Source organism: Pedobacter sp. W3I1 (assembly GCF_030816015.1).
Classification (GTDB): Bacteria; Bacteroidota; Bacteroidia; order Sphingobacteriales; family Sphingobacteriaceae; genus Pedobacter.
Genome location: NZ_JAUSXN010000001.1, coordinates 2,844,827 through 2,870,544, shown reverse-complemented (window position 1 = coordinate 2,870,544; position 25,718 = coordinate 2,844,827). Strand labels below are relative to the sequence as shown.

The following is a 25,718-nucleotide window of genomic DNA, read 5'->3' as shown; positions in this document are numbered from 1 at the left end:
TTTAGGGATTATAATTAAGGATGACTGGTTTGGTTGAGAAATTGTGTGAGTTTTAAGATTGAGGTTGTTAACACGAGAATTTGTTCCTGTACTTCTTTTGCATGATACTGCTCAATGGCTTCTCTCACACCGGGAAGTGTTTTAACGCCATAACCGGTATACAAACCAGGTGCATAAATGCTGTGTTTGTACCATGGCCTGCCAGGCAAACCTGTTGAAAGAAGCAATTGTTTTTCTGCCTGAAAAAGTAAGGTATTCAGTTGGTCAGTTTTAGTATCCGAAGCGAGTGCAGCGATTACGGTCTGATTAAGTTTTGATGATGCAGTTTTTAAACTATCTACTGCGAAGTTTAGTGCTTTAAAATCAAATTCAGGCAATTCAACCTGTACAGGAGGATTTTTCAAGTTTTCTTTGGGATCATTGGCGAACTGATAAGCACCACTTGAAATGAGTTTATTCTGGCTTTGGGCGCCTTCTTTAAGCTGTTTTGCCAAAGCGTTTACTTCGGTAACGTAAGTAGCTATTTTAGCCTGAAGATTAGAAAAATTAAATGGAAGTACATCTGCATTGGCTAAACGCAACACTGCTCTTCCGGCCGTTTGAGATAAAGCCAATCCATAATCAAAACCGGGATCTTTAAACTTTACAAAATTATCATAAGTATCGAAATTGGTATGGTACTCTCCTCCTTCATCCTCACCACCAAAACCAAGACTTAAAGTAGGTATGCCGAGGTGCTGCAAAAATGCCGAATAATCTGATCCTGTGCCGAGCGCTCCCAGATCAAGTGTTTGGGTATCTTGTATTTTCTTACGTTCGGAAAGCGAGGCTGTAGAAATAGCTTTATTAGCTTTCCACCGTTCGAAAATGTTCGTATTTACCTGAGGATCTTTTACATCTTTTGAAATTTCTGAAACAAAATTTTCTAAGGCATGCGAGCCGCCCGCTTCTAAAAAGCCACGGCCATTACCATCCGAATTGATGTATGCAACCGCTTTACTGTTTAACTCGGCCGCATGGTCTTCTACCCATTCTGTTGAGCCTAAAAGGGATTGTTCTTCTCCATCCCAGGCGATATAAACAAGTGTACGTTTAGGTTTTATACCTGCCTTAGCCAATTTCCCAATAGATTTTGCTTCTTCTAATAAAGACGCTAAACCACTTACCGGATCTGCAGCGCCATTTACCCAGGCATCGTGGTGGTTCCCACGAATGATCCATTGGTTTTTAAATTTACTTCCTTCTAATTTAGCTACAACATTGTATGCCTGCACAATATCCCAGTTAAAAGCCAGATTTAAACGAACCAAGGTACTTCCATCTCCAATGTGATAGGTAACAGGCAGGCCACCGCTCCAATCGACAGGTACCACCTGACCTTTAAGTGCAGCAAGCAATGGCAAAGCATCGTGATAGCTGATGGGCTGAACCGGAATTTTAAGAATCGTTTTGGCATCTGCTCTCTCCAACCTTTTGGCATCCTGAGTAGAACCGATTCCGGGCGTTAACGGATCACCGGGATAAATTACCATATCCATTACCGATCCCCGTTGAACAGCAAATTCTGGCTTATAAGCGCCTAGCGGATATACATCTCCTTTTACAAAGCCGTCATCTTTTGGGTCTGAATAAATGATACAGCCCACTGCACCATGTTCGTAGGCTATTTTAGGTTTAGTGCCTCGCCACGATCGGCCATATTTTGCAATAACAATCTTGCCTTTTACGCTGATGCCTAAACGCTCCAACTTTTCATAATCAGCTGGCAGACCATAATTTACAAAAACAAGGCCTGCACTTACATCGCCATCGGCACTCCAGGCATTGTAAGGGGGCAATTGCCCTTGCTGTGCGGTTGCTAAATCTTCCTTAACAGCCTTTTCTTGGAGCGAGGCACTGTATTTGTTGCCCCCTAAAAGTTCTACCGAACGGGATTTAGGTGTTGGAAATAAAACATAATAAGTCTCTATTTTTGCATCCCAGCCATAGCTTTTAAACTTTTCCAGTACAGATTCTGCTACCGTTTTACTGCCCCTAGAGCCCAGGTGATGGGGATGGGCAGAAAGCTCTTTTATGGTAGACCCTATATTTCCTTTATTAAGCCCGGCATCAAATTTCTGTTCAATATCACGTTGTATCGGAATATTTTGTATTTTAAATCCACTCAGTTTCTCCTGCGCCACTAAAGGAAGCCAGAGCAATTGAATAGCCGTGAAAAAGGTAAAAGTTTTTTTCATTTTCTGATTTTTTTAGGAATTCTTTTACCAGAAAAACTTTGAGCGACCTCAAAATAATTAGCATGCGGATGCATAACCAACTTATCTTCTCCACCCCTGGGCAGAAAGGAATTAGCACCTTTTACAAGTGTATAGGTTGCTCAGACGTCTTAGGGCCTTTCCCTCGGTCTCTCTGGATAAGTATTATATAATGATGCAAAAATAATAAAATAATCTACTAATCCTATAGATTATATATTATTTATTAAAATGGATATAATTTGGTAACTGCAGAAGCCTGCGAAGCAAAAACCAACGATAAATTAAGTAAAAATATTACACCTTTATTTTAATGGACCTGGCCTGACTTTTTTAAACAGTAGGCACAGCTAATTACGCTGTACAGCTTATTCATATCTTTCCAAACGTTATTGATACTATCTTTACAGGCAGTTCTTTAGTATTTTACATGGTGTGGCTTAATAACTCCTAAGATTTTATAATATTTGTGAAATCAACATTATAGCAACTGTCTTGTGAAAATCGCAAAATATTACCTGGCCGCTATATTCGCTTATGCGACCTGGGGCTTTTTTAGTTTAGTTTTAAAACCTTTAAGCGGATATTCTTCGGTGGATATTTTATTTTACCGCATTTTTAGCTGCGCTATATTGATGGTATTAATTACCGCGTTGTTTAAACGTAGCGAATTAGTTAAAACCTTTTCTAATATTAAGGCCCTGCCTTCGAAGCAAAGACGAAATATGCTTTTGCTGAATGTAGGCGGAAGTGTATTCTTAAATATCAACTGGTTCTCGTTTATTTACGTGCTTAATCATGTAAGTATTAAGGCTACCTCGCTTGCCTATCTGGTTTGCCCCATCATTACTACATTGCTTGCTTACTGGCTTTTGCATGAAAAGCTTAACAAAATACAATGGACGGCCGTTGGGTTAAGTATAATGGGCTGCCTGATGCTATCGTATGCCAATATTATGGACATGGTTTACGGCATTGTTATTGGGTTTACTTACGCCGCTTACCTGGTAAGCCAGCGTAAAATTGTTGGATTTGATAAGTTCATCCTTCTTACTTTTCACATTTCGCTTGCCGCACTGATGCTGCTGCCCTTTTACCCTGCCTACAGCGGACCTGTACCTACAGAGACACTATTTTGGTTACTAATAGAAGTTATAGCAGTTGGTTTTACAGTGATCCCGTTGTTTTTGAATTTGTATGCCTTAAAGGGGTTAAGCTCGTCAACAGTGGGTATGTTGCTTAATATTAATCCAATTATTGGATTTGCGATAGCAGCTATGGTATTCCATGAACCCATTACTCCATTACAAATGGCGGCATACAGTATCATTTTCATATCGGTTGTCGTTTTCAATGTGCATTACCTTTTAAAGAAAAAGTAAAGGCATCTGCCTGGTGGGTTTTAAAATTAGTAATAAAAAAGATTTAGCAGCTATTGAAATGTAACAAAAACAGATAAACTTATTGCAAATAAATCTTAATGGTCCTCAGTCCAAATTGCGGAATAGGCAGATTAACGGCAGTGATGCCATTTTGCTTTTTAAGCAGCTTTAAAGTTTGTGATTTTGTATGGTTAAGCTCGACAAGTTCAGCCTTTTTTATGGGTATATTAAAATTTAAATTAAGATTGTTTGATACAGCATTGGCATTAAATACACGGAACAACAAAGCACCATCTTCCATAGTAAGGGAGGAGATTTCGTAACCAGGTTCAGCGATCTGGAGCAGCGAAAATGAAGGCTTTTGCTCTTTATTATTTGTCACAACCTGCAAAGGTTCGTTCCATGTAATACTTTGGCTCCAAACCTCTGCCTTATCCCACTTATTTCGATGTGGAAAAAGTGCATAATGATATTGCGAAGCACCTTTTATGTCATAATTCCGTCCCCATAAACCCACCCCTGAATATTGAAGTGTTAAGCCTAAAATACCAGTTTCATTATGCGCATAACTTGTGGTATGATCGTTTAACAAAGCCATTCCATAGTGATCATCGTGATCGCTTACATCCACCCAATTCACAAGGACATTGTTCTTGATACTGTCCCAGGTATTAAAATAGGTATTTTTCAACCTGCTTTCCATTACATCGAATGCCGCGTTTTTATACACTTTTTGAGCTGCAATATTCAATGGAAAAACAGCCTGCAATTTTAAACTGTCGTTATAAAATGCTTTTTTAAGATCATTCGCCTTCCATCCGCTTTTTTGTGCATAGTCCTGTCCTATCCCCGCATTGTTTTGCCAGTTTACAGTTGTTTGTACATCTATCCTGCTATCGTATTTTTTAAGCGTAATGTATTGTGTAAATGCATGGTTACTGATTTTTCCTTCGATTTTTAATCTGGTCATCAATAGGCCGTCTTCCACAACAGTTATTTTTGCTACCTGATCTTTTGAAGAATAAAAAGTACTGTCCTGATAGAAATAGCCCCTCATTTCATTAAATGATCGTTTGCTTTTTTGATCTACAAATTGTTTATTGCATAATTTTTTGGCAATCAGACTTTCAATAATCCCGCCTTTGGCTGCATTAAATGCGATTTCGTAATCCTCATTATTGAAAGTGTACAGATTTCCTTTTACTGAAATGTGGGTAATAGGTTTAGCAATTTTAGTCTTGGAAGGTTTTATGCTATAATGAACATCACCTAATGCCGGAGCCAATGCTTCGAACAATAAAAAGCGGTTGCCATTTTCGGTAATAAGCTGGGTGTTAACTTTTTTATGGTCTTGCCCTATCACTATTGGATTTGTCAATCTTTGATCTAACTGGATTTTGGCAATTTCTTTGCGCGCATAAGCTTGCGAATTGTAAACCCTTACATTAAATCCATTGGGATTTTCGGATGCATTTTTATCCGCAATATTCAAAATGCTGTCGCAAAGGTGGTTCGATTGATCCGTCCAATATGTGACTGCATCGGCCCAGCTCCATCTTTTTTCTTTGTTAACAATATTATAAGGCACAATCCACGAGTCGTGGTGCTGAGCAAGTAAGAGGTTTTGCCAGGCAGCGTCGAATTTTCCACCAATCAGTTTGCTTTTATTGGCCACTGCATTTATAGCATCAATTTTTTCGGCAATAGTGATCTTATTTTCAGCAATCCTGGTATTTTGAGCAATTTTCTGTAAAACCTGCGCACCCCATACTAAACTCACCTGAACATCTTCCTGATTAAAATTCCAGGTTTTAAGATCAGTCTTATCTGCGGTATTCTCCATATAATCTCTCCAGGTTTTATAGGTAAAATCTTTAGGTTTACCCAACCAGGGACCGTTTTCCCAACCCGCATCCTGTAAACACATGCCAATGGGGTTTTGAATCCCGTAACGGTAGGCCGCAGAAATATATGCTTCAGAATTGTTCCAGGCCTGGGTTTGCCAAGTCGAATTTTGGAGTAGTGCTTCTGTTTCGTAACGCGGAACGGTAAGCAATACCGAACCATCAGATCCTTTCCATTTGATCAGTTCGCCACCAAAAGCACGCGTATAACCGCCCCAACAGGTATTTGGATTTTTTAATGAGGCATAACGATAGCCGAATGATTTTAGGATTTGAGGCAGTGCACTCGTAAAACAAGGTTCTTCGGAAGAATAGGTATAAAATTCGGCTTCTGGAAAATGTGCTTTTATTGTCTTGATCCCTATTTCAAACTGCCTGATTACAGATTCGCCCTGGATGTTAAAAAGATAACTCTGCCCGTAAGACGGATTAACAAATTCCACCCTGCCCTTTACCGATTGGTCTTTAACGAATGTTTTAAAACGGTTATAATTCGTCAAGTCGTTTTTTTGTACCACATCCCAGGTAACAGGTTCAATTTCTAAATTAATTTTCCAAAAACTGTTCTCTTCCAGTTTATCGGCAATAAAACCGGTATAACCTACCGGATAATGCCCCCAGAAACCTCCATGATAACCATCAATAAAAAACTTATTTTGTGCATCAGCATGCAACATTAAAAGTGTTAGCATCATGAGGGCAAATATTGGCTTAATGGGTCGCATATTTGTTGAGTAGGAAAAGATGATATTGGTTAGAAAATGTTGAAAATAAAGCTAAATCAATTTAGCAACTTATTCAAAAAAAATTAGGTCTCTATTTCCAGTTGATCTGGAGTAAACTTGCTAAAAGTCTGCTCTGCAAGAACTTCTTCTTCAATCAGGTTACACAGTGTTTTCACATCGGCTACAGTGTTGCCCGTAAGTTCCTGATAACGTTTGGTAAACCACCTGGTCGACAGATTTTTTAGTTTTCTAATTGGATATAGTTCTTATTAAAAGAGATAATCACTTTTTTATACTGACGTAAAATATCTTGTCCAATATTTCCAAAATTGGCTTTACCATATGTGCTGTAATTATTTTTGTCTATTTTAAGTTTTGGCAATAGAATAGTTTGATCTCCTATATTCAGATTGACGTTTTTTATTTCTAGTACTTCGTTTATTACTTCGTGGCCTCCAGCCCCTGAGCTTTTATCAATAAAAGTGTTGGATTTAGTTTTTATATCACTTTCAAATAAATCGTAAAAGGATTTATAAAATAGTGATTCCTGCGCACCGCTATCAAAATTAAAAGGCAGTGTTTTGTTTTTATAAGTAAGCATTAAAATAGGTCTTAACTGGTCTACAAACAAATTTCTTTCTCTTTTCTTTTTCTGGTTTCGCCTTGAAAAACTAATGCTTTCTTTTTCGATTATTATCGTCCCCAGATCTTTTGCGACTGGAAATCCAATAATACCATTTATTACATAAGTGCCATTGGCAAAAGTAAAAGCGCTATCGGGATAGATGAGAAAAGGAGTATTATATACAGTAAGCGCACCAATATTCAGTAAGGGCATAATACCAATGGATACCTTATTGCTAATACCCGTAAAACTCATAATCTCAATGTTGTTGTCAGGCATAATGAGTATTCCCATTTTTTTTCCCATACTTTCAGTAATGCAACTTATTCCAGCGCCAGTATCAAACACGAAATTTGTATCCACATTATTTGCACTTACATTGCAGGTAATCAAACCTGCTTTATCTTTTTTTGTTGTAAGCGTAATTGTTGTATAATTCTTAATTTGCTGGGGTGGTTGGTCTTGCAAAGCTTCCCAAATGCGTTGGCTGTTTATTTCATCTCCCAATGCTACACTATCGAATTGCGATTTAAAGGTTGTGGTTAAAACTTTTGAGGTTTGAAACGCATTTTTGTAATTAAATAATTTTATCCAGTTGTCATTTCTTAATCTCCAATATTCAAAACTGTGCCTTGCTTTTTTATCCGATACCCTGTTTAAATACTGATTTGATAAAATTGGATTATTGCAGACGTTGGCGAATGCACCTTTGTATAGATAATAAGAAGAATCGCTTTTATGCCTGCTACATAATTTATCCATTTCGAGGTATTGATGACTATCATATAAGTTTTTAAGACTGTCGCAAATGTTTATTTGTGCATAACCGTTATAATTGATTACAACCAATATTAAAACAAAAAGGTTCTTTATAGCCATATATTAAGTATGCTTTGTTATATATAGGTGATGTAACTTTAGTAGGTGAAGGAGTTTTGGATTTGGATGTCAAATAAATCCACGACTACCATAAAATGCCAAAAAAACCATCATTTTACTATAAGTCGTTAATTGGAAAATGGATTAATTCGTTGCTACCTGGTTCATCGCTTATGAAATATTCGCTATCATTTTTTGAAGCGTTGATATTGTGGTTTGGTAATCTGAGTCCGAGATATCCATAGCCGCTTTTTTTCTAAACGCCAGTTGAGTCGAAAAGCAAGATTTGTATAATTCCTTCCATCAACTGTCAAAGTCAGCATATCAGTATTATTAACCTCCAATTGTTTTCTGTTGATGAATTTTGTTAAAATGGCTCCTACTAATTGATCGTCAGCAATTGGGTCCATTAATTCAATAATTTCACTGATTAAAATTTCTGGTTTCTCGTAGATAGAATTCAAAACTTGCCATTCCATTCTATTCAAGCCATGTTTAGATTGAATTCCATCTATTCCTTTTGTCAAACAGCTATCTGCAAGTTTTAGGTAATATCCGATTGGTAATTGTTTCTGGTTCATTTTAGATGTTAAATTCAAAACTCAATAGTCGCATACAGTTTGGCATTCGGCCTCAGGCGTATATTAAAAACACCATATTGGCTGCTCGTTATTTGTTTTACTAGGTAAATTTATTTTCCAGTTTACATAAAATATCTGTTAATTGATCTGGCTTTTCTTTCATCACATTATGTATAGAATGAATGGTTTCGACATGCCAACCTTTCGATTTCTTTAATTTTTCATATTGTTTTAAAAATGGTGTTTCATCCCATCCACTGAGATAAATAAACGCTCGGTTATGAATTTTTTTATAATCGCCCTTTAAGTGCAGATTTTGCATAAATGTTGCCAAAGGATGGGGTCTTCTTCGCCTATCCTTTCCTGGTGGATTGCCGACTGTGATGCCGTTTTCGCCTGCTCCCTTTACAAAAAGGTTTCGGTAAGCATCGCTTGTAAGATTCCAGCAGCTATCACCATTCTTAGGAACATATGCATCAATATAGACAAGTCCATAAATTTTTTCTGGTATCTTATCGGCAACTCCGGTAATTACCATCCCTGCATAACTATGTCCACATAATATTATATCAGTAATATTATTCTGGTTCAAAAAATCAACCACAAATTGAATGTGAGTTTCTAGATTTATTAGTTGACTTTCTTTGTATTGCTTTGATTCAAGGCCTGGTAATGTTATTGCAATACATTTCTTTCCCAAAAGCTTCAGTCTTTTTATAATTGGGTCATAAACCCACGCACCGTGCCAGGCACCAGGAAGAAAAATGTATGTCTTCTGTATGACTTTCATTTTGAATGTTTATTATCTTAGAAATATTTAGAATCAGAGGGTTTTATGATCAGAGGCATTTACCATTTTACAATGACCGCTAATTGCTATTTTGATTGGCGAATCTAAAGTTAATCTGTGCGCCTACTCTGTCATATAGTGTCCAATTTCAATGAAGAGATTGTCAAAATAAAAATAGAACCCAAAACTATTACGGATTTTGCTAGGTTCATGTTCAAGGTGTATTCCATCTTCTTTTAGTTGTTTATATAAGTTGTTTACCTCGTCTTTCGAATTAAGTATAAAGCCAAAATGAAAGTTTTGTGGATAGGTCGAAACGCCATTTTTATTAAAAGTTTCAGACATTAGTGTAAAAATAAATCCATTACTGTCATTAAGTACTACAAGAAGATTATCTCCTTTTACATCTATACATTTAAAATTGAAATGTTTTTCAAAAAACGATCTGGCTGTTGATACGTTGGGAACTGTTAAGTTCAGATGATTTAAATTCATTGCTATTTATTTTATTAATTTAATTTTTTGTTCCCAATTTTTTTGTAGCTGAATAGCCAATGATTCCCTTTTTCGGCAAGTAGGTCAACAAAAATTCTAATCATTAATTTTCGCATCTTTTGTTGAAATGCATTCTTCAATTACGTTGTCGCTTCCTCGTTTTATTCCTTCCAATACTATTTTTTCGATTCTTGGTCTTCTTTTTTTCCAAAAGTTTCAAATGCCCGTGCTAATGATTTTTCAGCCGAATTAGCTTTACCAAAAAGCATTACTTCTTCTAGTCCCATTAAACATGAGTTCCGCATCTGTAACGCCAGGCATAACCAAAAAATCCGATTTACGTAAATGAAAGTCATATTTTCGTTTGGGCATTGTTTATGGTGCGTAGTATAAAAAACTTCATCACGCTCACTTTTCATTCAACTTACTTGTTATGTCCTGCATGATTTCAATACAACTAGTCATATATTTTTCTATTATTTGCACCTCTTCATCATTGAAATTTTCCATTAATGCAGTCATTCTTGTTTGTATTTCATCAAACACACCACCAGATAACGCCATAATGTTTGGCACATTTGGAACGACAATTATTTTTCGCCGATCGGCTGGATCAAATTCCCTTTTTACCAACCTCTTTTTTTCGAAACGATCAACAAGCCCTGTAACAGCTCCCGTTGAAAGCCCGGTTAGATTTGCCATTTCACCTGCTGTCATCGTTCCCTTTTGAATAATATACCCTAAATACTTATGATCAGTACCCGACAATCCGGCCTTTCTTGCAATGGCTTCATGCATTTGGATTGTAGTGTCAGAATTAAGCCGCCCTAAAGTGGCGATATTAGAATGTTGTTTTTTATCTTTCATACCTAAATAAGTTACCACAAAAGTATCTTACTAACAAAGATAAATTGATTTTAATATATTCCAAATTAATTTCATCTTTTTTTGGGGAAGTGTTTTCAAGGAGTTGCTGCCTTTGGACGTTTCTCTATGTTGACCACTACTTTTCACCAGCTTTACTGAAGCGTTAATTAATTTGAAGAAAATAGTTCATCGAACCATACAGATTAACGAGTGAAGAAAATTAGTTAATAGACTATTCCAGGGGCCTAAAAGTCTTGTCGACCTGCAGCAAGGAAGGATAAAATGAGTACCAATATAACAGTGGAGCAAATCTGCACACACTGCGGCATGACATTTTTTTTCCTTTTAGCCAAGCAATTTTTTATGATGGCTTGACTCCCTATGCCGAACGGATCTGATTGTACGCAATCGATAACGGGAACGTTTGCACAAATATTTAGACACAAAAAAGCTGTTTAAACGGATGCAAAATGTAACTTAATATATACAACTAACCAAATATTAACTTACAGCAAACTTTCTGTCCTGCTCTAAAATTCTAACCGTACAAAACAGACCAAAAATGAAAAACAAAAATTTACGCCATTTATTAATGGCGATTACCATTTCTATCCTGATTTTCGGCTGTGAAAAATCAGCTCGGCTGACTATCCAACCTGAAAATACAGGACTTTCAATCAATCAGCCAGCTTCTAACCTGGCAACTACAGAAGCTATATGTTCTGCCAAAGGCTGGGCAGCCCAAAACGGCGGTACCACGGGCGGCGGAGAGGCCAGTGCCACAGTAGTCACAAATTATGCCGCACTCAAGTCTGCGATAGAAAACACAGGGATCAAGGTGATCCAGGTAAACGGCACCATTACAGTTCCATCCGGAGGAAGGATTTCCTTTCAGGACCAGACCGGAAAAACACTTTTCGGTTCTTCAGGTGCAAAGATCGTTTCGGCAGACCAGACCAAGGCCGGCTCGGGCATCATGTATATAAAAAGATGTAAAAATATCATCATCAGGAACCTGATCTTTGAAGGCCCTGGCGCTTACGATGTTGATGGTTGGGACAATGTCACTTTAGACGCCTCCACCAATGTCTGGGTCGACCACTGCGAATTCAGGGACGGGGTTGATGGTAATTTTGATATCAAGGCTGCCTCTGATTTTATTACCGCTTCATACTGTAAATTCACTTACCTGAAAGCGCCCAGGGCAGGTGGCCCGGGTGGATCTGACGACCACCGGTTTTCTAACCTGATCGGATCAGGTGATGATGTTACTTCCGACAGGGGACGCTTTCGGATCACTTTTGTACGCTGCTGGTGGGCCCAGGGCTGTGTTGCCAGGATGCCAAGGGTAAGGTTTGGCAGTGTGCACATCGTAAACAACTATTTTAACAGCACAGCAAGTAAAAACGGCATACAGGCTGGCCTGGAATCAAATCTTTTGGTAGAGTCAAATGTGTTTGAGAATGTTAAGATCCCTATTGATCTCATGAGCAACAACGCTACTGCTGTCCAGGTCAAAAACAATATTTTTACATCCGTGACAGGAAATACTGCCGGTAACGGCGTAACAGCCTTTACCCCGCCCTATAGCCTAAGCGTTCTCAGTGCTTCATCTGTAAAAGCCAATGTTACGGCTTCCAATGGCGCTGGGGCTACACTTTCTGGCAATTCCTGTACTACTTTATAGTACAATGGCAATAATATAAATAACAAGGCAGGATTTGATAGTAGAGCATATGCAAGTGGTTAATTTAAGTTGATCAATATCCTGAAACAGTGCCATCAGAACAGTGGCAAAAATGTTTACCAATAGGATGACTGATCAGGGCTGGATCATGAAAGATCCAGCCTTGTTAACCATATTTTATGATTGGCAAACCGCTGTCCGGTGCGTACTGGAAACATTATCGATGGTAATCACCTACCCTATAGCTTCTTGTTCTGCACTGGTATTCATTGTCTATACCCGTCCTTCAACAGGAATACATGAACATTGGTTACAGGGACAAGAAAGCCAGTTTCAGGAATCCCTAATCCTCCTTTTGAAGTTTAGAATGATCAGAACGACACCACCGAGAAAGGATGTTTTCTTCATTCAACCGTAGGCGTTCTCTGGCAATGCCACCAAATATCATACTTGCAAGTAGGACCGTTCCAATAGGAAGGACCTCGTTTCAGTTTGAGGCAGGCTTGTCATACCATAATTCCAAAAGATTTGGGGATTGCTGTGCACTTGTGCCGAAAACTGTAAGTATCAAAACACATGACAATAAAGTTCTTTATAAACATTTGGTCTTAATTTATATTTGGTTAATTCCGCAGCATATTATTGATACCCGGGATTCTGTTTAAATTCGTCCTTATTGGATACCGCATCAATCTGGGTCCGCGGAATTGGACGTACCAGATGAAAGTCCTGAATGGCGGTAGCCACATTAGGATTATTGGCCTTTACCCTTTCAATTAATTTTCCTGTCCTTTTCAGATCGAACCAACGGAGCTGTTCACCGGCAAATTCTCTGGCACGTTCATCCAGTATCAGATCAAAGCTTACCTGATCGGCAGTGACCTGCATGTCAGCGATTTTACCCGGTTTAGCTGCCCTGGTACGGACTACGTTTAAATAAGTTGCAGCCTGTGCAGGGTTCCCCAGACTGAATTCTGCTTCAGCAGCAATCAAATAAAGTTCTGAAAAACGGATCACAAATGCATCCCTTGCACTCTGGGCTTCATTGGCACTACTCCGTGTCGGATCATCAAATTTATTGAGCGAAACATAATGGAGCTGATCCTTTACAGTTCCATTGGCATTGTAAATGGCATTTCTATCAAATGTTTTATACAGCTTTCCCACCGGGGCATAAACTTTTTTCGTAGCAAAAACCGCAGTATCGCCAATCGCCATGCCAGCGGGCCTGGAAGTGCTGTTGGCATACCAGACCGTTTTATAGGATCCTTCGTACCGGGAGTCGTTGTCGGAATAAAGATCAAGTAAAAATCTTGTCGGCATATACCTGTTAAAGGGCCTGCCGTTGGCAATATCCCTGACCATCCCGGGTTGATCATCGTATTTCATGGCAAACAGAAGATGGGCATTGCTGCTTCCCCTACTGTGTCCGAGTGGGTTTAAAATGGGGTCTGCCAAATCGTTAAGGGAAAGGTTTACCGAATAGTTTATGGCATAAACTATTTCCTTGTTCTTCAGGTTCGACATTTTCCACAGATCAGCATAATTTGGAAGCAGGGTAAATCCATATCCTCCGTTGATCACCGCTAAGGCCATTGCCCTTGCTTCTGTATATTTCTTCTGAGTAAGGTACATTCTGGCCAAAAATGCCTGTGCAGCAGGCTTGGTAACCCTTCCATAGTCAGCAGTTGTGACCGGAAGACGCTCTATTGCAAAAAGAAGATCTTCAATGATCTGTTTGTTAAACGTCTCCACAGGTGTCTTATTCGCTGTAGTGATTACCCCTTGCGTTTCGTTGAGCGAGAAATGTACTCCACCCCAGGTCTCCACGATGTGCCAGTAATAGAATGCCCGGAGAAACCTCAGTTCGGCCTCTCTAAGGGGTCGGGCAGTAGCAGACAAACCTGCACCTGAGATCCTGTTGATTCCGGCGTTGCACAGGTTTACTGCTGCATACAACTGTTGCCATTCGGTTGTAATGGCTGAATTGGTGCCCTGCAGGTTAATATATTGGGTCAGATCTGTTGTTGCATCACCGGCTCCGCTCATCCAAAGGTCTGTTCCCATTTCCGACATGCTGAATCCTTCTTCTTTACCATACCACCATCTTTGATAGGAATATGCCGCATTTACCAATGTTTCGAATCCTTCGGGCGTGGTGAACACACTTTCTGCGGTAATTCCGGAGGGATTATATTCTTCTAATGATTTTTGGCAGGATACTGTTAAGGTTAACAGGCCCATGGCAAGTAATACCTTATAAATATATTTTTTCATCATAATATTTTCTTTTTGATTTTCTAGAAAGTTGCGTTCAGTCCGAAAGTATAAAGTTTGGTCATGGGTGCATTTTCTGACCCGCCACGTTCAGGATCATACTCTTTGAGCACACTTGATCTGGTATAGGTAAAGGGGTTTCTTGCTGTTGCATATAAACGGACACTTTTGATAAAGCTCTTTTGAATAACCTCTTTCGGGATGGTATAGCCAAGGGTAATATTGCGCAACCTGATATAGGAACCGTCAACATAGCCCAATGAGCTTGAATAAAGTGTGGATGCGAAGGAGATATTTTTATTCGGCCTCGGATAGTCATTGCTTGGGTTTTCAGGGGTCCAGTAATTGATTGCTGTAGTGCTGTTCCCCACCCCCTGGGTATCATACCTTCTTAGAAAATCCGGATAGATCGTCTGTCCAATCCTGGCAAAAACATAAACATTCAGGTCCCAGGATTTATAGGTAAATGTATTTTCCAGTCCGCCACTCCATTTAGGCCGGTTGGTCCCTATGATCTTTCGGTCATTGGTGGCATCTATTTTACCGTCGTTGTTTAAGTCAGCTACGTGTATATCACCAGGCTTCTGGCCAAACTTTGCAGCCTCTGCCTCCTCGCCGGTTTGCCATATACCGATTTTCTGATAGTCATAGTATGCCTGAACAGGTGAACCTACGAACCACGAGTTCAGCACATCAGACTGGGCTCCTCCTGCCAGTTCGGTTATTTCCTCCACATTTCTGCTGAAGGTCAGGTTTGTGGTCCAATGAAAATCCTTTCCTTCGAAATTCCTCGAAGAGATAAAGATCTCGAGTCCCTTGTTTCTTGTTTTTGCAATGTTCTGGGTTACCGTTGTCACCCCATCTGTTGGCGGAAGGCTTCTGTTAAGTAATAGATCATAGGTTTTAGAATCATAATAGTCTATGGTTGCGGTAATCCGGTTTTTAAACAATCCTATTTCAATACCAAAATCGCTCGTCTTGGTCTTTTCCCAGGTCAGGTCAATGTTTCCGATCCTGGGCGAATAGGCATAGGCGGGAACAGCGGTTTCATCAAAACCGAAAGCGATCCTGGACAGGCTGCTCTGGGTTGAATAAGCATTGATGTTATCACTCCCGGCTATCCCGTAACTATACTTTAGTTTCAGGTCACTGATCACTTTATTATCCTTAAGGAATTTTTCATCACTCACTCTCCAGGCAACGGCAGCCGAGGGAAAAAATGCCCAATGGTTTGCCTCTGCCAATTTCGAGGAGCCATCGGTACGTCCTGTGGCGGTTAACAGATATTTCCCTTTATAAGAATAGTTGATCCTTCCGGCATACGATATCAGGTTGCTCATATTGTAGGCGGTGGTTACAGCCTGGTTCTGGGAGTTGCCAAGTCCGTAAAAAAGCTGCGACCTGAGCAGTTGGTTTTCACCCGATGCGGCAATATTATCAGATCTATTGAACAGTAAACTGTTTATTCCCGTTAGGGTAAATGAATGGTCCTTGATTTCCTTGTTATAGGTAACAAAATTCTCGATATTGATCAGGTGACTGTTGGATGCCGAGTAGGTCGCTTTTGGTACTGAACCATTACGATCTATCGAATAGCGGTCAGCAAAGGTACCGGTCCTGTCCGTGTTTAGGTTAGCTCCAAGATTTGACCTGATAACAAGGCCTTTTAATGGCTTAAGCTCCATATAGGCCGACAGGAGTGTCCTGTTGATAATAGATTTACTGGAATACACATCAGGTTGCTCATCGGCAAGCGGATTTACTGAGGTGCCCGAAAGGGGATAAATGATCAGGTTGCCCTGCTGATCGAAAGCGTCCCCAAGCGGTGATATTTTGTTTGCCTGGTTCAGTGGGTCCCTGCGGTTGTTGATTTCATAATGGGTAAACTGGGCCTGCATCCCTGTAGTAAAGTACTTCCCGATATTCTGATCCAGATTGAGGCGCGCGGAATAACGATTTGAGCGGTCGTTTTTAAGCAGTCCTTTTTCATCAAGATAATCAAGTGAAAAATATGCCTTTGTCTTTTCTGTTCCTGCCCTTACCCCTATCTGATAATCCTGCTGGCTTCCGTCGTGGAGCAAAAGATCCTGATAGTTGGTATACTGGTTATTCTGAATGGCAGCATATTCTGCCGAGTTAAAGATTTTGATATCATCTGCAGGGCTCGCCCAGTTACCGGTAGTCCGATAAGCCTGACGACGCTGTTCAACGAACTGTTGACCATCCATGATACTTGGATAACGTGCTACCTGTGATATTCCGTAATAGGAGTTTAACGAAACCACGGCCTGTCCGGATACACCCTTTTTAGTGGTCACAATAATAACGCCGTTTGCACCACGCGAACCGTATATTGCTGTTGATGAGGCATCTTTTAAGATTTCCATAGAAGCGATATCATTTGCATTCAGATCCTGAAGACTGCCATACTGCACGCCATCCACAATAATCAGCGGACCATTGCCTGCTGAGATGGACCGTGTTCCCCTGATATTGATGTTCACCCCTGATGAAGCAGACCCGCTGCTACGGGTAATGTCTACACCGGGCACCTTTCCCTGAATGGATTCAAGCGGATTGGCTGAAGGCACCTTGGCGATATCTTCCCCTTTCACCGATACCACAGACCCCGTAAGGTCTCGCTTCTTTACCGTTCCGTAGCCAATCACTACAACATCGTTAAGTGTAGTCTCATCCGGGGCCATTTTCAAAGTAATCTGGCTCTGGTTGCCCACCGTTATTTCCCTGGTCAGGTAACCTACATAGTTAAAAACAAGTATAGCGGTATTCCCTGGTACATTGATAGCGAACTTTCCGTTACCATCAGAACTCGTACCTTGCGTAGTGCCTTTTACCAGGATACTTACCCCTATGAGGGTTTCACCAGTTTTAGAATCTGAGATCTGACCGGTAATTACCCGGGTCTGCCCCCAGGACAAGACGCTGAGCAGGCAAAACATTGCCATTGATAGATAGAATTTGATCATAATATTTGGTTAGGTTATTATTTAATAAGCACATGGTTACCTAATACATATGTGCGGTTTAATTATCGGTATTGGTCTAGAGGTCAATTCAAATCAAGCCCCTCACATGGGAAAAATCCTTTTTATTTTGACCGGGTCAATCTGATTATCCGTTCCGGCTACAGCCGGAACGAATCAAACACTAAAACAATCTTACGAATTTTTAATCCGGATAATGTCTTCTTAAGGATTTATTTGTGCAATCGTTTGCATTAATTCCTGAACCTATATCCTTCATGCGTTTTACCATTAAAGTATTTGAATGAGGGTACACGTAGATTATCAGAATAAGATGTAAGAGTATACGAACAGGACTTCCATCCAGACGTTGCCAGATATGCATGACTGGGAGACAACTCACCACTCGGATGGTTATGTGCCAATTGTCTTTAGATGACCGTAATTTCTGTTTCGAAAAGTAATCTGAGAATTTAAGTTAAAACCTATCTGCAAAGTATTTTATTTTACATTTTCCCTTTTACACCGCATACGCTTTCAAAATGTCATATGCAAAGCGTAGAATTGTTCCGAAAACAACAATCAGAAAAAATACCCGTACAAATTTATTTCCTTTAAGCAAGGCCAGTTTTGTGCCGAAGAAAGCACCGGTTAGATTAAACAGCGCCATTGGGATGGCGTACTGAAACAGGATATGCCCCGTAGAGCTGAAATAGATAATGGCCGCCAGATTAGTCGCCATGTTTACAATTTTGGCATGCGCGCTGGCACCAATAAAATCGAAGCCCAATACCGCAATGAAAACCAAAATGAGGAAAGAACCTGTGCCCGGACCGATTAAACCATCATAAAAACCGATCAATATCCCAAATAAAGCAGCCATTAAAACCTGTTGTTTAAGGGAATGGTCTTTCTCTTGGTGGATACCAAATTGTTTGTTAAAGTAGGTGTAAAGTGCAACTAAAATCAGCACAACGAGGATCACAGGTTTAATGACCGAATTATCGATCCTGCTCACCAAAAACGCACCCAGCAATGCCGCTAAAAACGCAGTAAGTACACAGGCCGCAAGTACCTTGTAATTAAAACGAACCTGTTTCGAATATTTGAAAGCGGCTAGCGTTGTACCTGCCATTGATGGGATTTTGGTAGTGCCTAAAAGCGTGGCTACAGGATAATGGGGCAAAATAAGTAAAATGGCGGGAGTTTGTAATAAACCACCGCCACCTACAATAGCATCTATAAATCCGGCCGCAAAAGCCACTAAGCAGAGTAAAATCAGTTCGTACATCATGAGCCAAGATTTTTAGGATGATAGGATTTCAAGATCATATCTGCATCTTACATTTTCCATCATCCATCTTACATCTAACCTCTTCCATCATCCATCTCACCTCTTCCATCTTACATTCTTTCCGGAGAGGTAATCCCTAAAATCAACATCCCGGCATGAATGATATCGGCCGTTTTTTTGCTCAGGTTTAAACGGAACTGTTTCACTTCACCCTCTTCGGTTTTTACAATTGGCGGTACCTCATGGTAAAATTTGTTGAACAGTTTAGCCAGTTCATATAAATAGTTGGCCAAACTTGCCGGACTATAAGCCTTAGCGGCAATAGCAATCTCTGCAGGATATTTAGCCAACTGAAGAATCATTTCTAATTCCACGTCGCTAATTCCGCCAAACTCCAAACCCCCAACGCTAAACTTATACTCAGATTTACTTAACAGCGACTTAATCCTTGCATGTGTATATTGAATAAACGGACCTGTATTCCCCTGGAAATCGATACTTTCTGCAGGATTGAACAATAAACGTTTCTTAGGCTCCACCTTTAAAAGGAAATATTTCAAGGCACCTAAACCTATATTTTTATACAGCTCTTCTTTATCCTCTTCACTAAAATCGTTGGTTTTACCCAGTTCTTCCGTTTTCTCGCGGGCGGTGCTTACCATGCTTTCAATCAACTCGTCAGCATCTACAACAGTTCCCTCGCGGCTTTTCATTTTACCATTTGGCAAATCGACCATTCCGTAGGATAAATGGTATAAACCTTTTGCCCAGCTTTTGCCTAGTTTTTCTAAAATCAAGAATAATACCTTGAAATGGTAATCCTGCTCATTCCCTACCACATAAATCGACTCATTCATATTGAAATCATCGTGTTTCATTTCGGCAGTACCTAAATCCTGTGTAATGTACACCGAAGTTCCATCAGCACGCAAAACCAGTTTCTGGTCTAAACCATCGGCAGTCAAATCGATCCATACCGAACCATCTTCCTTTTTAAAGAAAACACCTTTGGCCAAACCTTCATCAACGGTGCCTTTTCCTAACAGATAAGTATTACTTTCGTAGTAGAATTTATCAAAATCAACCCCCAGGTTTTTATAAGTTACATTAAAACCAGCGTAAACCCACTCGTTCATGGTTTTCCAAAGTGAAACCACTTCCTCATCTCCTTGCTCCCATTTCAAAAGCATTTGTTGCGCCTCCTTAATCAACGGTGCATTTTTCTTGGCTTCTTCTTCGGTTTGTCCTTCCGCTTTTAAAGTATCAATCTCTTTTTTGTATTCTTTATCAAAAATGACATAGTATTTCCCAACCAGGTGATCGCCCTTTAAGCCTGTACTTTCTGGTGTTTCGCCATTGCCCCACTTTTGCCAGGCCAGCATCGATTTACAGATGTGGATGCCACGATCGTTAACCAGGTTTACCTTTACCACATCATAACCATAAGCTTTAAGCAGTTCGGAAACCGAGTAACCCAACAGGTTATTACGCACATGTCCCAGGTGAAGCGGTTTATTGGTATTTGGCGATGAATATTCGACCATTACCTTTTTTCCGTTCGGTGCATACACTCCAAAATCGGGCGATAAAATTTCTTCGTTAAACTGTTTCAAGAAATAACTTTCGGCAATGCTTAAATTTAAAAAGCCTTTAACCACATTAAATTTGGTGATATCGGTTACGTTAGCAACCAAATATTCGCCAATTTCAGTGGCCGTTTGCTCTGGCGATTTCTTCGAAATTTTGGTAACCGGAAAAACAACTATCGTTGCCTGTCCTTCAAATTCTTTACGGGTTTCTTGTATGTTGATTACACCTTCGGCTACTTCTTCCTTATAAAGTTCAAGAATGGCTTTCTGTGTTTCGGCAATAATAAAATTCATGCGCCAAAAATAGAGAAAAAAGTCCGAAGTCAGGAGTCCGAAGTCCGAAGATTTTTTATCTTAAATTTCAATTTTAACTGTTTTTAAAGCGTTTGAAAAGCTACTTTAGTGCCAGTCGGTCCCAATAGTCCTTCTTTCCGCTATAGTCCCGATTGAAGGAATCGGGAGCTGCCGCTTCAATAAGGTTTAGGGATGTTGGTTCTGTGCAGAAAAAAGTCCGAAGACAGGAGACCGGGGTCTGAGGCCTAATAAATCTTCCGACCTCTGACTTTCCGACCTCCGACTTTTAAAGGGTTTGGAAAGGTAATGTAGTGCCAGTCGGCTCCGATAGTCCTTCTTTCCGCTATAGTCCCGATTGAAGAAATCGGGAGCTGCCGCTACAATAAGGTTTAGGGATGTTGGTTCTGTGCAGAAAAAAGTCCGAAGACAGGAGACCGGGGTCTGAGGCCTAATAAATCTTCTGATCCCGGACTTTCGGACGCTCAAAAATTCCAATAGTTTAGAGAGGTCGGTTCCTTGCAATAAATAAACCCTTCTAAGTATCAGTCTATCTCAAATCTCACCTCTCAATTCTCATATCTAAATTTTTCTAATAGATTTGCAATAACTAACTTTTTTATGATTGAGCAGAACCCTAATTTTAAAGTGAACGTAAACACCGAAATCGGCAGGTTGCGTAAATTATTAATCCATAGTCCTGATAGTGGATTAGGCAAAGTAGTACCCTCTAAGGCACAAGATTGGCTTTTCGAAGATATTGTACATTTAGATACCATCCGTAAAGGCGAATACGATTATTATATTAAACTGTTGATGTATTTTCTTGATCCTGAAAAAATTAAAGGAAAACTCGCCGAAATAGATTCAGAAGCGTCCAACCGTAATTTTTATAAACCCAACCACCCCGATTTCCATAATTCTACATCCGTAATTGAGATTCAGAACCTGTTAAGTGAAATGCTGGAGAACGAATCTATCCGTAAAAAACTGGTAGCGGCTGTTTGTGCCATCGAAGGCTGTACCTATAAAGTACAGTTAGAATTAACCAATACCGATCCGAAACAATTGGCAGAGATTTTTATCTCTGGAACATTGGCCAACGATACGATGATTTTTGCGCCAATCCCCAATTTAATTTTCACCAGGGATGTGGGTACCACCATTAACAACCATATCCTGTTAAACAAACCGGCAAAAAAAGCCCGTGTGCGCGAAACACTTTTAATGCGTTATATTTTCTTTAACCACCCTTTGTTCGAAGAATATCGCAACAACATTCTGGAGATTCCGGATGTGACCATGCATTTTTTACGCCCAGGCGATGAACCTGCTTTCAGCACCACTTTAGAAGGTGGCGACGTGATGATGGTGAGCCCCAACCACGTATTAATTGGCTGTAGTGAACGGACATCAGAACATGGTGCCAACGAAGCGATTAAGTTATTGTTCGATCAGAATGTGGTAGAAAAAGTTACGGTGGTAAAAATACCGAGCAAACGTGATTATATGCACCTGGACACTGTTTTTACACAGGTTAAACGCAATACCTGGGTAATTTTAAATTCCATTGCCCATTCGCCTAAATATAATCCTTACGAACCGATTAACTTTTTAAAAGAGCCCGAAAAATTGGAGGCGACCACTGCCATTCAGTTTACAAAAGCCAATCCACAAGAGCCGAAACATTTCGAACATGTAGAAGCTTTGTTAAACGATATTAGTCAGAACGATTTAAAAAGTACCGAACCTACCAAAATCATCTACAGCGGAAACAACCAGTTCCCTTACGATTCGAGAGAGCAATGGACCGATTCCTGCAACCTTTTAGCCATTAAAGAAGGGGTTGTTTTAGGTTACGATAGAAACGATAAAACGGTTGAAGCCTTTAAAGCTGCTGGCTTTGATGTGGTGGATGTTAAAGACCTGATCCAGGATTTAGAAAGTGGCAAAGTAAATGCTGAAACCATAACCGATACTTTGATTTTAATGCCTTCGGCAGAACTATCTCGTGCCCGTGGCGGTTTCCATTGTATGAGTTTACCGGTATTAAGGGACAATTTGTAATTAGCGACCCGTCATCCTGAATTTATTTCAGGATCTCCGTATTCAGATCTTGAAATAAATTCAGGATGACGCATAAGAAAAATAAAAATGCAAACAACCAATCATATTTTAATGATCCGCCCCGTTGATTTTAAATTCAACGAGCAAACAGCGGGAAATAATAAGTTTCAAATTGCAACAACCGAAACCAATGTACAAACAGCGGCCTTAAAAGAGTTCGATGCCTTTGTTGATTTACTCCGGCAAAACAATGTTGATGTAACGGTAGTAGACGATACTTTACAGCCTGAAACGCCTGATTCTATTTTTCCGAACAACTGGGTTTCCTTCCACGAAGATGGCTCAGTATATCTTTATCCAATGTTTTCTGAAAACCGCAGGTTAGAACGCAGGAAGGAAATATTGGAGGATTTAAAAGAAAAATTCGAAGTTAACCACATCAGCGATTTGAGCTTTTATGAACATCAACATGCATTTTTAGAGGGCACTGGAAGCATGGTTTTAGACCGTACCAATAAAATTGCTTACACCTGTCTGAGTGTGCGCACTGATGAAGAAGTGCTGAATAATTTTTGCATGCTTACCGGATATAAACCAGTGGCATTCCAGGCGGTTGATGGATCTAATTTCCCGATTTACCATACCAATGTAATGATGTGCATCGGCGACCGTTTTGCTGTAATCTGCCTGGATTCGATTAAAGATCCAGAAGAAAAATTAAAGGTTACCATTAGCTTAAAAGGCAGTGGAAAAGAAATCATCGAAATCAGCCTGGAGCAGATGAACAAATTTGCAGGCAACATGCTGCAAGTTAGCAATGCCGATAACAAGAGCTTGTTGGTAATGTCTGAACAGGCATACCTATCCCTAACTGCTGAGCAGATTGCTGCATTACAACAATATAGCAAGATTATTTATGCTCCGCTTTACACCATCGAAAAAAATGGTGGAGGCAGCGCAAGATGCATGCTGGCTGAGATACATTTGCCAAGTAAATCGTAGCTATAAAAGATTAACTGGTGAGCCAACAATCATGGGAATGAGTTATTAATGAAATGTTGTAAAAATCAGTCGTCATTTCGACTGGAGCGCAGTCCCGAACCTTCGGGAGAGAAATCTTTGAACTCTATTTATTAGATAGTTTAAAGATTTCTCCACTAAGGTCGAAATGACGATTTATCTTAACCTGTCATTCCTAAAATAATATAATAATTACCTCACTCGCTCGCCATGGTTCGTGTCTCCACGAACCATTGTATTTTTTGCCACGGAATCCCGGATAGCACGGAAAACCCAGGATAGATGCACTCGCTATTAAACCTTCATTAGCAGCACCAGCCTAACTTAAATAAACCTGATCGTAACGAACACGAGCGCAACGAGTAAAGTGGAGAGCAGGGCTAACCCAAACCAATAAAAACAGGAACCTGCTTTCCAAATGATCAGCAAGCATTTATTTCTTTTTCAAACGCCGTGGTTCGTGTCTCCACGAACCATTGTATTTCTTGCCACCCAATCTAGGAGAGCACAGAAAACCCATTCGACAGATGCACTCGCTATTAAACCTTCAATAGCAGCACCTTCCCAACTTAAATAAACCTGATCGGAACGAATACGAGTGCAACGAGTAAAGTGGAGAGCAGGACTAATCCAAACCGATAAAAACAGATGATCGGCAAGCATTTATTTCTTTTTCTATCAAACAAAACTTCTAAAAGATTTCTCCTCTAAAGGAATTCCTTTGGAACAGTACGGTCGAAATGACGATCCGCGTGATTCCGATTAGTTTTATTACTTTCGCCAAAAATCCAGTATCAATATGTCTTTAACACAAGAATTACAAACCCGTTCAGGTAATAAATGCGAATTATGCACCGCTGAAACCCATTTATCGGTGTACGAAGTACCGCCAACCAGCAATGCCAATAGCGATAACAGCATTTTAGTTTGTAAAACCTGCTTAGACCAGATTGAAAAAACGGAACAGCTTGCCCCTAGCCACTGGAAAATATTAACTGAAACCATGTGGTCGGAATTTGCCCCCGTACAGGTTGTTGCGTGGAGAATGTTGAGCAGGTTAAGAAATGAAGTCTGGGCAGCAGATAGTCTGGATATTTTATACCTTGAAGATGAAACGTTAGAATGGGCTAAAAAAACCGGCGACCATGAGCAAGATGGTACGGTAGAATTTCATCAGGACAGCAATGGCACGCGCTTATTTGAAGGCGATACCGTGGTTTTGGTTAAAACTTTAGATGTTAAAGGCTCAACTTTGAGCGCTAAATTGGGTACTGTAGTTAAAAACATCCGGTTAGTTCATGATAACATCGAACAAATTGAAGGTAAGGTTGAAGGACAGACTATTGTAATTCTAACCAAATACCTCCGCAAAGGATAAGATTCTATTTGGCCCCAGAGCCTGTATTATATTTGTGATTCCATTCAAACTTGTCACATTGAGCTTCCCAAATAAATCGGTACAAGTAGTCGAACGCTTTACTGGGGCATTTAAACAGGTCTTTCGACAGTATTATATTTGTGATTCCATTCAAACTTGTCACATTGAGCTTCCCAAATAAATCGGTACAAGTAGTCGAACGCTTTACTGGGGCATTTAAACAGGTCCTTCGACAGGCTATCATTGACAGAATCCGTTAGTGTGGTCGTCATTCTCGCGCAGGCGGGAATCTTAAAGCGCTTGCATTAAGATTATCTGCGATGAGCACTTCGTGGTTCCCAATTGAGTTACCAATGACAGATTCTAAAATTGGCGTCATCTCGACCGAAGCAAATGCGGAGTGGAGAGATCTTTGGACTATGTTAAAAGATCTCTCCACGGCGGTCGAGATGACGATTTATCTTACCTGTCACCCAACTCCTTTGTTTTTTGCTAAAAAACTGACCTCTGGGAATGACAAAAGCCCGAGGGTAATCATTCCTTAAAACCATGCCATTAATATTGATTTTATGCGATAAATTAACCCTCAGGATGACAATTTTATATTTATGATACAGCCTCATAAATA

The 25,718-nt window shown here is 39.9% G+C and carries 17 protein-coding genes and 1 riboswitch; of the genes, 6 read left to right on the top strand and 11 right to left on the bottom strand.

What is annotated here, in order from left to right:
• Nucleotides 1-14: 14 nt before the first annotated feature.
• Nucleotides 15-2,237 carry a transferrin receptor-like dimerization domain-containing protein gene (locus QF042_RS11965; protein ID WP_307528581.1) on the bottom strand — a complete coding sequence of 741 codons (2,223 nt, stop codon included), beginning with the start codon at nt 2,235-2,237 and terminating at the stop codon, nt 15-17.
• A 78-nt stretch (nt 2,238-2,315) separates the two neighbouring features.
• A riboswitch (SAM riboswitch) is annotated at nt 2,316-2,420 on the bottom strand.
• A gap of 332 nt (nt 2,421-2,752) precedes the next feature.
• On the opposite strand from QF042_RS11965, the gene QF042_RS11960 reads away from it, so the two are divergent.
• A complete protein-coding gene (locus QF042_RS11960) occupies nt 2,753-3,637 on the top strand; it encodes an EamA family transporter (protein ID WP_307528578.1) in 885 nt (294 codons plus the stop codon).
• Between the two features lie 79 nt (nt 3,638-3,716).
• On the opposite strand, the gene QF042_RS11955 is transcribed toward QF042_RS11960, so the two are convergent.
• The 6 genes from QF042_RS11955 to QF042_RS11935 all read right to left on the bottom strand — a co-directional run bounded on the left by QF042_RS11955 (nt 3,717) and on the right by QF042_RS11935 (nt 10,503).
• Nucleotides 3,717-6,236 carry a glycoside hydrolase family 38 C-terminal domain-containing protein gene (locus QF042_RS11955; protein WP_307528576.1) on the bottom strand — a complete coding sequence of 840 codons (2,520 nt, stop codon included), beginning with the start codon at nt 6,234-6,236 and terminating at the stop codon, nt 3,717-3,719.
• A gap of 271 nt (nt 6,237-6,507) precedes the next feature.
• Nucleotides 6,508-7,653, bottom strand: a complete 1,146-nt coding sequence (locus QF042_RS11950) for a retropepsin-like aspartic protease (RefSeq protein ID WP_307528575.1) — start codon at nt 7,651-7,653, stop codon at nt 6,508-6,510.
• A 305-nt stretch (nt 7,654-7,958) separates the two neighbouring features.
• Entirely contained in the window at nt 7,959-8,351 is a 393-nt protein-coding gene (locus tag QF042_RS11945; protein WP_307528574.1) for a helix-turn-helix domain-containing protein, read from the bottom strand.
• A gap of 100 nt (nt 8,352-8,451) precedes the next feature.
• Nucleotides 8,452-9,141, bottom strand: coding sequence for an alpha/beta fold hydrolase (locus QF042_RS11940; RefSeq protein ID WP_307528572.1), 690 nt, complete (start codon nt 9,139-9,141; stop codon nt 8,452-8,454).
• 123 nt (nt 9,142-9,264) lie between these two features.
• The gene (locus tag QF042_RS26335; protein WP_373459069.1) at nt 9,265-9,636 is read right to left on the bottom strand and encodes a VOC family protein; all 372 of its coding nucleotides are present in this window, start codon (nt 9,634-9,636) and stop codon (nt 9,265-9,267) included.
• A 408-nt stretch (nt 9,637-10,044) separates the two neighbouring features.
• Nucleotides 10,045-10,503 (bottom strand): MarR family winged helix-turn-helix transcriptional regulator, encoded by a 459-nt coding sequence (locus QF042_RS11935; protein WP_307528570.1) that lies wholly within the window; start codon nt 10,501-10,503, stop codon nt 10,045-10,047.
• A 562-nt stretch (nt 10,504-11,065) separates the two neighbouring features.
• Between QF042_RS11935 and QF042_RS11930 the strand changes: the two genes are divergently transcribed.
• Together QF042_RS11930 and QF042_RS11925 are read left to right on the top strand one after the other, a co-directional pair.
• Nucleotides 11,066-12,190: a polysaccharide lyase family 1 protein gene (locus tag QF042_RS11930; RefSeq protein ID WP_307528568.1), complete on the top strand. Its 1,125-nt coding sequence runs from the start codon at nt 11,066-11,068 to the stop codon at nt 12,188-12,190.
• Between the two features lie 112 nt (nt 12,191-12,302).
• Complete coding sequence (locus QF042_RS11925; RefSeq protein WP_307528566.1) at nt 12,303-12,608, top strand: hypothetical protein; 306 nt, start codon at nt 12,303-12,305, stop codon at nt 12,606-12,608.
• Nucleotides 12,609-12,829: 221 nt separating this feature from the next.
• Here QF042_RS11925 and QF042_RS11920 read toward each other — a convergent pair whose 3' ends face one another.
• From QF042_RS11920 to argS, 4 genes are all read right to left on the bottom strand, one after another.
• A complete protein-coding gene (locus QF042_RS11920) occupies nt 12,830-14,470 on the bottom strand; it encodes a RagB/SusD family nutrient uptake outer membrane protein (protein WP_307528564.1) in 1,641 nt (546 codons plus the stop codon).
• 20 nt (nt 14,471-14,490) lie between these two features.
• A complete protein-coding gene (locus QF042_RS11915; protein ID WP_307528562.1) occupies nt 14,491-17,454 on the bottom strand; it encodes a TonB-dependent receptor in 2,964 nt (987 codons plus the stop codon).
• 517 nt (nt 17,455-17,971) lie between these two features.
• Nucleotides 17,972-18,745, bottom strand: coding sequence for a TSUP family transporter (locus QF042_RS11910; protein ID WP_307528559.1), 774 nt, complete (start codon nt 18,743-18,745; stop codon nt 17,972-17,974).
• Nucleotides 18,746-18,855: 110 nt separating this feature from the next.
• On the bottom strand, nt 18,856-20,628 hold the full coding sequence (gene argS, locus QF042_RS11905) for an arginine--tRNA ligase (protein ID WP_307528557.1): 1,773 nt from the start codon (nt 20,626-20,628) through the stop codon (nt 18,856-18,858).
• 618 nt (nt 20,629-21,246) lie between these two features.
• Between argS and QF042_RS11900 the strand changes: the two genes are divergently transcribed.
• The 3 genes from QF042_RS11900 to QF042_RS11890 all read left to right on the top strand — a co-directional run bounded on the left by QF042_RS11900 (nt 21,247) and on the right by QF042_RS11890 (nt 25,090).
• Entirely contained in the window at nt 21,247-22,692 is a 1,446-nt protein-coding gene (locus QF042_RS11900; protein ID WP_307528556.1) for an arginine deiminase family protein, read from the top strand.
• A gap of 87 nt (nt 22,693-22,779) precedes the next feature.
• Entirely contained in the window at nt 22,780-23,694 is a 915-nt protein-coding gene (gene ctlX, locus QF042_RS11895) for a citrulline utilization hydrolase CtlX (RefSeq protein WP_307528554.1), read from the top strand.
• An 817-nt stretch (nt 23,695-24,511) separates the two neighbouring features.
• Nucleotides 24,512-25,090, top strand: coding sequence for an alkylphosphonate utilization protein (locus tag QF042_RS11890; protein WP_307528552.1), 579 nt, complete (start codon nt 24,512-24,514; stop codon nt 25,088-25,090).
• Nucleotides 25,091-25,718 lie beyond the last annotated feature (628 nt).

Excerpts from the sequence above, each read along its gene's own strand:
- QF042_RS11965 (WP_307528581.1), bottom strand. The coding sequence starts at position 2,237 with ATGAAAAAAACTTTTACCTTTTTCACGGCTATTCAATTGCTCTGGCTT.
- QF042_RS11955 (WP_307528576.1), bottom strand. The coding sequence starts at position 6,236 with ATGATGCTAACACTTTTAATGTTGCATGCTGATGCACAAAATAAGTTT.
- QF042_RS11950 (WP_307528575.1), bottom strand. The coding sequence starts at position 7,653 with ATGGATAAATTATGTAGCAGGCATAAAAGCGATTCTTCTTATTATCTA.
- QF042_RS11945 (WP_307528574.1), bottom strand. The coding sequence starts at position 8,351 with ATGAACCAGAAACAATTACCAATCGGATATTACCTAAAACTTGCAGAT.
- QF042_RS11940 (WP_307528572.1), bottom strand. The coding sequence starts at position 9,141 with ATGAAAGTCATACAGAAGACATACATTTTTCTTCCTGGTGCCTGGCAC.
- QF042_RS26335 (WP_373459069.1), bottom strand. The coding sequence starts at position 9,636 with ATGAATTTAAATCATCTGAACTTAACAGTTCCCAACGTATCAACAGCC.
- QF042_RS11935 (WP_307528570.1), bottom strand. The coding sequence starts at position 10,503 with ATGAAAGATAAAAAACAACATTCTAATATCGCCACTTTAGGGCGGCTT.
- QF042_RS11930 (WP_307528568.1), top strand. The coding sequence starts at position 11,066 with ATGAAAAACAAAAATTTACGCCATTTATTAATGGCGATTACCATTTCT.
- QF042_RS11925 (WP_307528566.1), top strand. The coding sequence starts at position 12,303 with ATGTTTACCAATAGGATGACTGATCAGGGCTGGATCATGAAAGATCCA.
- QF042_RS11920 (WP_307528564.1), bottom strand. The coding sequence starts at position 14,470 with ATGATGAAAAAATATATTTATAAGGTATTACTTGCCATGGGCCTGTTA.
- QF042_RS11915 (WP_307528562.1), bottom strand. The coding sequence starts at position 17,454 with ATGATCAAATTCTATCTATCAATGGCAATGTTTTGCCTGCTCAGCGTC.
- QF042_RS11910 (WP_307528559.1), bottom strand. The coding sequence starts at position 18,745 with ATGATGTACGAACTGATTTTACTCTGCTTAGTGGCTTTTGCGGCCGGA.
- argS (WP_307528557.1), bottom strand. The coding sequence starts at position 20,628 with ATGAATTTTATTATTGCCGAAACACAGAAAGCCATTCTTGAACTTTAT.
- QF042_RS11900 (WP_307528556.1), top strand. The coding sequence starts at position 21,247 with ATGATTGAGCAGAACCCTAATTTTAAAGTGAACGTAAACACCGAAATC.
- ctlX (WP_307528554.1), top strand. The coding sequence starts at position 22,780 with ATGCAAACAACCAATCATATTTTAATGATCCGCCCCGTTGATTTTAAA.
- QF042_RS11890 (WP_307528552.1), top strand. The coding sequence starts at position 24,512 with ATGTCTTTAACACAAGAATTACAAACCCGTTCAGGTAATAAATGCGAA.